We start from the raw sequence: 9798 nt of genomic DNA, 5'->3' as shown, positions 1-9798 counted from the left end.
AACCGCCATAAAGGACACGGAAATCATTGCCCGCGTCACCGAACCGCTCAACAAGCGTTTCACGAATGAAATCATGAACTTCACCAATCTGTTCAAGCGTCGGAACTTTGCCTGTCCCAATCGCCCACACCGGTTCATAAGCAATCACCGTGTTTGCGCCTGTGGCCGCATCGGGGGTCGATCCAGCGAGCTGGGTGCCAACCACATCCAAGGTTTTCCCGCTTTCGCGCTCTTCCAAGCTTTCGCCAATGCAGATGACGGCAACAAGATCGTTTGCGTAAGCTGCTTCAGATTTCGCTGCAACCACAGCATCTGTTTCGCCATGGTCAACACGGCGTTCTGAGTGACCGGTAATCACGTGGCTGCCGCCAGCATCTTTGATCATCGCAGCAGAGATGTCACCGGTATGCGCGCCGGACGCATTCGCATGGCAATCTTGGCCGCCTACGGCAATAGGGCTGCCAGAAACGGCGTCTGCAGCGCGGCTTAGCAAGGTTGCCGGGGTACAGATCAACACATCGGTTTGATCCGTTTCAGCGGTGGATTTCATGGCGTCCAGTTCGGCCAAATTGGCCTTGGTGCCATTCATTTTCCAGTTTCCAGCGGCGAGTTTGCGGCGCATGCGAGCTCCTATGCATTAAACGAAAAAACGTTGCGCATCTTGTGAGCGATCAGCAGGCAGGGGTCAACCCGTTAGCGATAACGATTTTAGAATAGAAGGGCGTTTGGCGCTTAAGAATGTCTTAGCTTTCGGCGAATTTGATACTTTCGCCGCAACCACAAGCCTCGGTGACATTTGGGTTGTTGAACTTAAAGCTCGATTCCAGCAGCGAGGTCTCGTAATCGATCTCTGTGCCAAACAGAAACATCTGCGCCATCGGAGCGATCATAACCCGCGCGCCATCTTGTTCGATGACTTCGTCCATTGGGTTCACGTTATCCACATATTCCATGGTGTATTCCATACCCGCGCAGCCGCCTTTCTTCACCCCAAGGCGTAGCCCCTGATGGCCCTTACGCTCCATCAGTCGTACAATCTGCTTTACCGCAGCGGGGGTCAAAGTGACCGCTTGTTTGCCGGGAATACCGAACATGTGTTGCTCCTTTGGATCCTATTTAGGGCGAAGGCATAGGGATGCCAAGGTCTGGCAGCTGTGCAAAAAGAAACAAAATGGCGAGGCTGACCAAAATAGCCCACCCGAATGAGGCAAGGGTGCCGATGATAACATATTCTGATCTGCGCCGGTTTTCATGGGCGTCGCCCTCTTTTGCGGTCTCAAACCTTAACACGGATTTGGCGGCCACAAGAAAGCCAATACCGATCGGCAGACCAGCAAGGATAAGGATGTAGATTAACCCGCGCTCGAGAAATCCAATCATCTGACCGCCACCGGGAAGGCTATCTTTGGAAAACTCTGACCCATAGCTGTGCATCAATATCCCGACGGCGAAGCCGCCCGCGCGTGTGGCGTAGATCGCGCCTGCGAGAAGCAATAGGAGGTGGGGCAACCAGTCTGGGGATTGCGCCCACAATCCGGTGCCCCATAGGGTCGGCGCGAAATAGGCTACGGCTGTCAGAGTTCCAATGTGGATCAACTGGTCCGCAACATGGGCGTTGATCTTTGGTTTGTTCCGATTAAGGGCGTTGCGTTCGTAACTTGCCTTGAAGAAGTCAGTTGTGATGTGCAGGGCGGTGAGGACGTAGATGGGTGTTGTAAACGACCCGGTCAGAAGAGCGGCTGCACCAAAGACAATAAACCCGTGTATCGCGAGATACCCAATGCGATGCTTGTTGGCAGCAACTTTGCTCGATTGAAACACGTAATCTGCAAGGACATGCGCCGCGAATAGGGCGATCAGGGTTTCAATCATCGGCGCTGACTTTCGTTGAATTCCAATGCCCCAAGTGCGAGTTCGATCCGATCTGCACCTGTTGATTTCAATGACTTTGAGACCGCTTGACGTGATTTGCCCAGCGCCTTTGCAATGTCCGTGTCAGATTTGGTCGGGATAAGCGTAAACTTTTCATATATTTCGGCTGATTGGGTCTGTGTCCAGCTGCGTATCATATGATCCAGAAGTGCTAAGATCGCATCGTGTGAAGGGGACTCTTGTGTAATCATGCGCGTTGCCCACTTGCTTGATTTAACGTCTTCTAACGCCCAGCCTGAACGCTGAAATGTTTCGCTCGTTTCTAGATTAAGGTCTGACTGAAGTTCGGTATTGGTCTCGCCAAACGCGATACCGATATAGCTATCAAGACCGGCTTCTCTTGATTTGAGTTTGGCTCGAATAAGAAGCGCGGATCGAATTGCAAAGCGTTTTTGAGGCAGTGCGATTTGCCAGCCATCACCCCGGTGACGCGTTAGGTGTATTGGCCCACCGCACAGTGTTTCAATCACAAGGGCGCATTCGTGCAGATCTTGGAAGATATCGGCAAGATCTTCGCTGCTCTGTTGGGTTGATCCAACGATGTCGCCGGTCAAAACGGCTATTTGCTGTGTGTCTTCGCTCATAACGCAACCAATTTAGGTTGCTATTCCTATTTTGCAACCTTTTTTAGTTGCTATACGTTAGGTGCAACCAAATTAGGTTGCGTGTTGAACAGCGAAACGGCCCCGAAATTTCAGGGCCGTGCCAAATTCGTAACCAAATGCGCTTAACTTAAGAGCCTTGGCCCATCATGCAGTTCGCATAGTAAGTAGTGGTTGCTGGCCAGTCAGAGAAGACACCTTCAACACCAACGTCTTGCGCCAGAACGTCCAACAGCTCGAAATACATTGCGTCGTTGTTGGTGACGTCTTTCACAGACTGGAAGTACCAGCCGCCGCCATTTGCCAATGGGCCGGAACGTTCCAGTGTCCATGTGATCAGTTTCAGGCCAGCCGCTTTCGCTTCTTTGGTGTAAGCAGACGGAACGATTTTGCCGTTCTCAGTGGTGACGAGCATCCACATTGGCGGGGCGATGTAGTTCACGCCTTGCGCTTTCAGCTCTGCCATTGGACGACGGAAGGTGGATGGGTCGTTGTGGTCAAAACCTTCCTCATTGTAGCTGTCGTCCAAGAAGACCGCTTGTTTGCCGAATTCTGGCTCGGCTTTGATCCAGTAAAGAACGTCATCCAGATTGAAGGACTGCGCGAACACGTCAGAAGCTGGGATACCCGCTGCTTTGTATTCGTCGATCAGCGCTTGAGCGTAATCTTCCTGTGTGTAGCCATCAAATGGCATTTCCACGGAAGGAGATTTAAGTTCTGGAGTGAACTTCGCGCCCAGATCTTTGAACAGAGCGATGGACTCTGCGTGGGTCATCACAGTGCCGTTGGTGGCATACAGATCGGTGCGCCAGCCTGCTGTGCCGTCCAGATATTCTTCGACGGTGGTCGCTTTTGAATTCGCCGCGTCCATTTTTGCGTTCAGCGTTTTGAACTCAGACAGCGTGATTTCAGACGTACGGCATTCCGCAACGGCTTTTTCGCCGTCTTTGGCAGGAGAGAAACCTTTAACGCAGGTGCCTGCCAACTCAGAGGCCAGAATGTTTGTTGTGGTGTGCAGGTCGTTTTGGGCGTGACGGCAAACCAGTTGTTTGTCTTTGGTGAAGGTCACGTCGCATTCCAGAATGCCTGCGCCCATACGCGCGGCAGCAACGTTGGATTCAACGGTGTGTTCAGGAAACATCATTGGCGCGCCACGGTGACCGATAGAGAATGGGTGCTGTTTGAACGCCATATTCTCGCAGGCTTGCAGTTTGCTTTTCAGCTCACCATCAGCCATTTGGTCAATCAGGTAGTAAGGGCGCGGGCCGAGTTCTACCTCTGCGGCGGTGGCCATTGCAGGCACAAAAAGAGCAGCGCTGATGGCTGCTTTGGTGGTCATGCGAAACATGATGTGTCTCCGTCAAGTTAAGATGGTCGGAGACTGTCAAATCCCTGCGACAGGGATTTGACAAATTTGTTGCAAATGGATTGCGATGAAATGACGGTTACATGAAGCCCAGTTCGAGGCGGGCCTCGTCGCTCATGTTTTCCATGCCCCATGGAGGTTCCCAAACAAGCTCGACATCAACGGTCTTGATGCCTGGAACACCAGAAATGGCTTCCTGGACCCATCCCGGCATTTCGCCAGCAACCGGGCAGCCCGGAGCGGTGAGAGTCATCAGGACATTAACCTCATTTTCGTCATTGATACCGACGTGGTAAATCAGCCCAAGGTCATAGATATTCACCGGAATTTCCGGGTCATAGACGCTGCGCAGAGCCTCAATCGATTGATCAAACAATGGATGTTCAATGCTTGATGGAGGGATCAAAGGCGTGCCTTCCGCCGGGGTTTGTTCCTGAGACATTTGCTTACCTATTTATTCCTGAGTGTTGATATAGGGAATAAGGTTGGGGGCGTCCAGAGGCGCGTCAAAATGATCGTCCCGCCGGAGGAGAGTTCGGAAGCCTCCGGCGGGAGTATTTTTGCAAAGGTGAATGAAAGGGTCTTTGGTTTAGTCGTTGATATCGTGGTCAAATGTTTTGACCTGGCCTTTAGGCAGCGCGAAATGTCTGCGCAAGGCCAGCCAAGCAATCAAAGAGATCACCGCGAAGATGAGAAGGATTGCGGGGATCGATAGCAGGCCGAGCGGGCCGAGAAGGGCGATGCCCACCACGGCGGCGCCAATTGCGAACCCTAAGAAAATGAAACCCGGGATCAGCATCTCAACAATGCCCAGCACCAGTGCGGCGGCGAGCCAGACCCACCAAGTTGTCAGGAGCGCCTCCATTATGAGCCACCTTTCAGCAGTTTAAAGGCATCACCAAAGGCTTCCAGCGCGGAGGCAGGCAACACAATGGTCTGCTTGCCATCGCCATTGCCCAGCGCGTTCAGCGCTTCGACTTGTTTAAGCGCCACTTGGTATTGAGCGGCCTCAATGCCGTTTTCTTTGATGGCTTGGGCCACAACTTGAGTTGCGTAGGCTTCGGCATCTGCCGAAATGCGGCGTGCCTTGGCTTGTTGTTCCGCCTCATACAGTTCTGCGTCGGCATGCAATTCCACGGCGCGTTTTTGGCCTTCTGCTTCGGTCACCTGCGCGCGCCGCGCGCGTTCGGCGTTGAGCTGCTGCAACATGGCTTGGCGGGTTTGCTGGTCAAGGTTTACGTCGAGGATTTCGGCGCGGGTCACTTCAATGCCCCAATCATCCACGGCGTCTTCGACCGAGTTTTTGATGGTTTCAATCAGATGCGCGCGATTGGCTTGAACCTCATCAAGATCCATTTTGCCGATCTGGGCGCGGACGATACCGGCCACCGTTGTCGTGATCGCACCATCCACATCGCGGATCCGGTAAACAGTCTTCTCAGGTTCGGTAATGCGGTAGAACACCGACGTGTCCACTTGCACCAAAACGTTGTCTTTGGTGATGGCGTCTTGGCTTGCTGTGGGCAATTGACGTTCAAGAATCGATATCTTGTGACGCACCACATCCAAAAAAGGCACCACAAAGTTAATGCCCGGTCCAAGCACGGAATGGAGCCGGCCAAACCGTTCGACAACGTGTTTTTCAGACTGCGAGACAATCCGAACGCCTTTGAAAATAACGATAATCACAAACAGCGCAGCAACCAGCAGCACGATGTTTTCCGACAGAATATCTTCGATCATAAAAGTCCCTTTTTAATTATCACACGCCCTCTAAATGGGCGCGAACGACTTATTTTACAATGAAGATAAGTCAGCGTAAGGAGAGCGCAAAGATAAAAAGGGTGACCATGACCAGCCGTTTTTCGTTTGAATTGAAAGCCACCGATGGCAAGGCCCGCACGGGCGTGATTTCCACACCCCGTGGAGAGATCCGCACGCCTGCCTTCATGCCGGTTGGGACCGCTGCCACGGTAAAAGCGATGATGCCTGAAAGCGTGCGCGCGACGGGGGCGGATATTCTGCTGGGAAATACCTATCACCTGATGCTGCGCCCAACGGCAGAACGGATTGATCGTCTGGGCGGTCTGCACAAGTTCATGAATTGGGAGCGACCCATTCTCACGGATTCCGGTGGCTTTCAAGTCATGTCACTCGCCGGATTGCGCAAGCTGACCGAGAAGGGCGTGACGTTTCAGAGCCATATCGATGGATCTAAGCACGAGCTGACACCAGAACGGTCCATGGAAATCCAGAAGCTTCTGGGGTCTGACATCGTTATGTGTTTTGACGAGTGCCCAGCGCTGCCAGCGGATCGGGATCGGATCGTCGAGTCCATGCGCATGTCCATGCGATGGGCACAGCGGTCAAAAGATGCGTTTGGCGATCGCCCGGGTCATGCGCTGTTTGGCATTCAGCAGGGTGGCCTAGAGCAGGACTTCCGCGAGGAAAGTGCCAAAGCGCTGCGGGATATTGAGTTTGATGGCTACGCGATTGGTGGCCTTGCCGTGGGTGAGGGGCAGGAGGCGATGTTCAAAGTGCTTGATTTCGCCCCTGATCAGCTACCTGTGAACAAGCCGCGTTACCTGATGGGGGTCGGTAAGCCCGATGACATCGTTGGCGCGGTCAAGCGTGGCGTGGATATGATGGACTGCGTTTTGCCGTCACGATCCGGCCGTACCGGGCAGGTGTTTACCAAGCGTGGTGTGGTCAATATCAAAAACGCCCGCCATGCGGATGACCCTCGGCCTCTGGATGAATCCGTGGACTCGCCTGCACGCAATTATTCGCGGGCCTACCTGCACCATGTGTTCCGCAGCAATGAGATGATCGCTGGCATGCTATTGACGTGGCATAACTTGCGGTATTTTCAGGATATCATGAATGAAATGCGTCACGCGATTGCGGCTGGGACCTTTGACGCTTGGGAAGAAGAGTTCCATGCCATGCGGGCGCTTGGTGATATTGAGCCGATTTAGCGGAAAACTGCCGCTAAATTGGCTTTCTGGTTAACGCTCTATAACAAACCTTAAATTGCGGTGAATTCCGCCATTTCCACCCTTGTGTCCCCTCTGCGCAAAAGGCATGCTGCATAGCAACAAAAGAGGTGCGCGGGTAGAGCGGATGCTTGAAACCCATGCCGAGCCGTACCAGATAGACAACTCGAAAGAGGAGACAGCCAGTGTTGCCGCCAAGCGGGGCCAGACTGTCTTGCCAACGATAAGGACCGAGTATGCAAGAGCCACTCAACGCTTCCTACCCCGTACTGCCGCTGCGCGACATTGTGGTGTTCCCACATATGATCGTGCCGCTGTTCGTGGGCCGGGAAAAATCTGTGCGTGCCCTCGAGGAGGTCATGCAGGATGACAAACAAATTCTTCTGGCGAGCCAGATCGACCCAGCTGAGGACGATCCAGAGGCAGAAGGCATTTACCGCACCGGTGTGCTGGCGAATGTCCTGCAGCTGCTGAAGCTGCCAGATGGCACCGTGAAAGTGCTGGTTGAAGGCCAAGCACGGGTGCAGATCAATGATTTCCTCGAAAACGACAATTATTTCGAGGCGACCGCAGAATACTTGACCGAAATGCCGGGTGACGCGACCACCATCGAGGCGCTGCTGCGCTCTGTGGGTGACGAGTTTGAGCGCTACGCCAAGGTCAAGAAAAACATTCCGGAAGAAGCGCTGAGCGCTGTATCTGAAACCGAGGAACCAGCGCGTCTGGCGGACTTGGTTGCAGGCCATTTGGGTGTGGAAGTCGACCAGAAGCAAGAGCTGCTAGAAACCCTGTCTGTGTCTGAACGTCTGGAGAAGGTTTTTGGCCTGATGCAGGGCGAAATGTCTGTGCTGCAGGTTGAGAAAAAGATCAAAACCCGCGTCAAATCTCAGATGGAGAAAACCCAGCGCGAGTACTATCTGAATGAGCAAATGAAAGCCATTCAGAAGGAATTGGGTGATGGCGAGGACGGCTCTGGTGAAATCCAGGAGCTGGAAGAAAAGATCGCCGCGACCAAGCTTTCTAAAGAAGCGAAAGAGAAGGCGGATGCCGAGCTGAAGAAGCTCAAGAACATGTCGCCGATGTCTGCGGAAGCGACCGTGGTGCGCAACTATCTGGATTGGATGTTGTCCATTCCTTGGGGCACCAAGTCTCGCGTTAAGAAAGACCTAAACAAGGCGCAAGAGATCCTGGATCAGGATCACTACGGGCTTGATAAAGTCAAAGAACGTATCGTCGAATATCTCGCGGTTCAGCAGCGCTCTAAAAAGCTCAAAGGCCCAATCATGTGCCTTGTGGGCCCTCCGGGTGTGGGTAAAACCTCTCTGGGTAAATCCGTAGCAAAAGCCACAGGGCGTGAGTTCATTCGGATCTCGCTTGGTGGCGTGCGTGATGAATCCGAGATCCGCGGTCACCGCCGGACTTACATCGGCTCTATGCCGGGTAAGATCATTCAGGCGCTGAAAAAGGCGAAGACCACCAACCCTCTGATCTTGCTCGATGAAATCGACAAGATGGGTCAGGATTTCCGTGGCGACCCAGCCTCTGCGATGCTTGAAGTGCTTGATCCTGAACAGAACGGGACCTTCGTGGACCACTATCTTGAGGTGGAATACGACCTGTCCAACGTGATGTTCCTGACCACATCAAACAGCTACAACATGCCGGGGCCGTTGCTTGACCGGATGGAGATCATTCCATTGGCTGGCTACACCGAAGAAGAAAAGGCGGAGATCGCGCATCGCCATCTGATTCCGAAACAGGTAAAGAACCACGGTCTGAAGGCGAATGAGTTCACTCTGGAGCCGGAAGCGCTGCAAGAAGTTGTGCGCACCTACACCCGTGAAGCGGGCGTGCGGAACCTTGAGCGCGAAATTGGCAAACTGGCCCGTAAGGCCGTAACCAAGATTGTGCGCAATCAGGCGGAAAGCGTGACCGTGACACCTGAGAACTTGGATGAGTTCCTGGGCGTTAAGAAGTTCCGCTATGGTTTGGCTGAAAGCAAAGACCAAATCGGGGTTGTGACCGGGCTGGCCTATACCAGCGTCGGTGGTGATCTGCTGCATATCGAAGCTCTGAAACTGCCCGGTAAGGGCCGCATGAAGACAACCGGTAAGCTTGGCGATGTGATGAAAGAATCCATCGATGCGGCCAGCTCTTACGTGCGTTCCATCGCACCAAGTGTGGGCGTGAAGCCAACGGTGTTTGATAAGCTGGACATCCACGTGCACGTGCCCGATGGCGCGACACCAAAGGATGGCCCATCTGCGGGTCTTGCGATGGTGACATCGATTGTGTCTGTGCTGACCGGTATTCCGATCCGCAAAGACATCGCGATGACGGGTGAGGTTTCCTTGCGCGGCAATGCAATGCCGATCGGTGGTTTGAAAGAAAAACTACTGGCAGCGCTTCGGGGCGGCATCAAAACCGTCCTGATCCCGGAAGAAAATGAAAAAGATCTCGCTGAGATCCCGGACAATGTGAAAGAGGGCTTGGATATTATCTCTGTCACGCACGCCTCTGAGGTTCTGAAGCACGCATTGGTGTCAGAGCCGGAAGCGATTGAATGGGATGAAGCAGCAGAAGAGGCGGCGGCTGCGGCTTTGAAAGCTGCTGATAATCCCGGTGCAGTCGCGCACTAAGCGCATTGTTCACGACAAATAGAAAAGGCGCTCTCAACAGAGCGCCTTTTTCGTTTTAAGCAGGCTTCGCTTTAGTCGTCGAGCGCTGCCCAAAGGATAGAGATCGTTAGGATCGCCATAACCGCAGAAGCAGTCAGCGTGCTTGATTCAGCTGCGGCTTCAATAACGGGTGCTTCGATAACTGGATCTGCCACGCCGCCGGCCAAGGCAGGTACAGAGGTTGCGATCAGCGCTAGCGCTGCGATTGTGTTCTTCATAATGTC

The 9798-nt window shown here is 53.4% G+C and carries 11 protein-coding genes; 2 read left to right on the top strand and 9 right to left on the bottom strand.

Going from position 1 to position 9798, the window contains the following annotated elements:
- The 8 genes from tpiA to TA5113_RS15260 all read right to left on the bottom strand — a co-directional run.
- The coding region (gene tpiA / locus TA5113_RS15295; RefSeq protein ID WP_058316804.1) for a triose-phosphate isomerase at nucleotides 1–622 on the bottom strand (622 nt) is incomplete at its 3' end.
- Between the two features lie 121 nt (nucleotides 623–743).
- A complete protein-coding gene (locus TA5113_RS15290; RefSeq protein ID WP_058316003.1) occupies nucleotides 744–1094 on the bottom strand; it encodes a HesB/IscA family protein in 351 nt (116 codons plus the stop codon).
- Between the two features lie 22 nt (nucleotides 1095–1116).
- The gene (locus tag TA5113_RS15285) at nucleotides 1117–1872 is read right to left on the bottom strand and encodes a DUF3307 domain-containing protein (protein WP_058316004.1); all 756 of its coding nucleotides are present in this window, start codon (nucleotides 1870–1872) and stop codon (nucleotides 1117–1119) included.
- Nucleotides 1869–2516 carry a hypothetical protein gene (locus tag TA5113_RS15280; protein WP_058316005.1) on the bottom strand — a complete coding sequence of 216 codons (648 nt, stop codon included), beginning with the start codon at nucleotides 2514–2516 and terminating at the stop codon, nucleotides 1869–1871. Before TA5113_RS15280 ends, TA5113_RS15285 begins: the two co-directional genes overlap by 4 nt.
- Before the next feature lie 148 nt (nucleotides 2517–2664).
- Nucleotides 2665–3873 carry a glycerophosphodiester phosphodiesterase family protein gene (locus TA5113_RS15275; protein ID WP_058316157.1) on the bottom strand — a complete coding sequence of 403 codons (1209 nt, stop codon included), beginning with the start codon at nucleotides 3871–3873 and terminating at the stop codon, nucleotides 2665–2667.
- A 106-nt stretch (nucleotides 3874–3979) separates the two neighbouring features.
- Complete coding sequence (locus TA5113_RS15270; RefSeq protein ID WP_058316006.1) at nucleotides 3980–4342, bottom strand: SUF system Fe-S cluster assembly protein; 363 nt, start codon at nucleotides 4340–4342, stop codon at nucleotides 3980–3982.
- A 147-nt stretch (nucleotides 4343–4489) separates the two neighbouring features.
- Nucleotides 4490–4765: an NfeD family protein gene (locus TA5113_RS15265; protein WP_058316007.1), complete on the bottom strand. Its 276-nt coding sequence runs from the start codon at nucleotides 4763–4765 to the stop codon at nucleotides 4490–4492.
- The gene (locus TA5113_RS15260) at nucleotides 4765–5643 is read right to left on the bottom strand and encodes an SPFH domain-containing protein (RefSeq protein ID WP_058316008.1); all 879 of its coding nucleotides are present in this window, start codon (nucleotides 5641–5643) and stop codon (nucleotides 4765–4767) included. Before TA5113_RS15260 ends, TA5113_RS15265 begins: the two co-directional genes overlap by 1 nt.
- A gap of 107 nt (nucleotides 5644–5750) precedes the next feature.
- Between TA5113_RS15260 and tgt the strand changes: the two genes are divergently transcribed.
- Together tgt and lon are read left to right on the top strand one after the other, a co-directional pair.
- The gene (gene tgt, locus TA5113_RS15255) at nucleotides 5751–6878 is read left to right on the top strand and encodes a tRNA guanosine(34) transglycosylase Tgt (RefSeq protein ID WP_058316158.1); all 1128 of its coding nucleotides are present in this window, start codon (nucleotides 5751–5753) and stop codon (nucleotides 6876–6878) included.
- Nucleotides 6879–7132: 254 nt separating this feature from the next.
- Nucleotides 7133–9535: an endopeptidase La gene (gene lon / locus TA5113_RS15250; protein ID WP_058316009.1), complete on the top strand. Its 2403-nt coding sequence runs from the start codon at nucleotides 7133–7135 to the stop codon at nucleotides 9533–9535.
- A 71-nt stretch (nucleotides 9536–9606) separates the two neighbouring features.
- On the opposite strand, the gene TA5113_RS15245 is transcribed toward lon, so the two are convergent.
- Complete coding sequence (locus tag TA5113_RS15245; protein WP_058316010.1) at nucleotides 9607–9792, bottom strand: hypothetical protein; 186 nt, start codon at nucleotides 9790–9792, stop codon at nucleotides 9607–9609.
- Nucleotides 9793–9798 lie beyond the last annotated feature (6 nt).

Origin of the sequence: Cognatishimia activa (assembly GCF_001458335.1) — a bacterium.
Taxonomy (GTDB): Bacteria; Pseudomonadota; Alphaproteobacteria; order Rhodobacterales; family Rhodobacteraceae; genus Cognatishimia; species Cognatishimia activa.
This window is presented reverse-complemented; position numbering and strand designations above follow the sequence as displayed.